At 36.5% G+C, this 784-nt stretch carries 1 pseudogene; it reads right to left on the bottom strand.

What is annotated here, in order from left to right:
- Positions 1–721 (bottom strand): annotated as a pseudogene (locus V7183_RS22910) (IS110 family transposase); the annotation flags it as partial.
- Positions 722–784: the final 63 nt, after the last annotated feature.

Below are 784 nucleotides of genomic sequence, written 5' to 3'. Positions count from 1 at the left end.
TTGCAGGAATCGCAAGGCATGGCTTGTTCGAGAAATAAGATGTGATTCCACGAATGCCGAATTAAGAAAATTTGATGTTCGTTTAATGTACCGAATAATGAATCTGAAATATCTTGGGCTTTTGGCATCATTTTTGTGTGAATTGTCTCTTCGACATCTTGTAACTTACGTATCCTTGTTCTACAAGACGAGTTAATAATTTTCGTCCGGATACACCAAATACATCAGAAATAACAGATCCTAACTTAATATTAGAACACTCTAACGTTTTTTGGATTCTGTTTTTTTCTGCTGTCATATCACCAATCACTTTTTTGCGACGACGAGTTAAATCACGAAGTTCTCGAATATCTGCTGGGGGAACGAAGCTTTTTTCAATCAATCCATATCGAAGAAGTTTGGCAATCCATTCAGCATCAGCTACATCTGTTTTTCGTCCGGGAACATTCTTAATTCGTTGTGCATTGGCAAGTGTAATATCAAAGAAGTCTTCTATAATATTGTAGACCGGTTTCCAATATACACCCGTACTCTCCATCGCAATATGAGTAATACCAAGGGATTCTAACCATCGAAGTATTTCAAAAAGATTCTTTGTCATTGTAGGAAATGTACGGACTTCCTTTATAAGGGTTTCGTCCGATGAACCAATTAAAATACAAGCAACTATCTCTTTTTGATGTACATCTAGACCTGCGCAATGTGTGTGTAATGTGTCCATAATATATCCTCCCTAAACTGAAATGAGATGGATAGTAGAGAGAAACGGAAAATCAACATTTTT

This window comes from Bacillus sp. JJ1127 (genome assembly GCF_036965845.1).
GTDB lineage: Bacteria > Bacillota > Bacilli > Bacillales > Bacillaceae_G > Bacillus_A.
The sequence above is the reverse complement of the archived record's forward strand: the minus strand, read 5'-3'. Positions and strand labels throughout refer to the sequence as shown.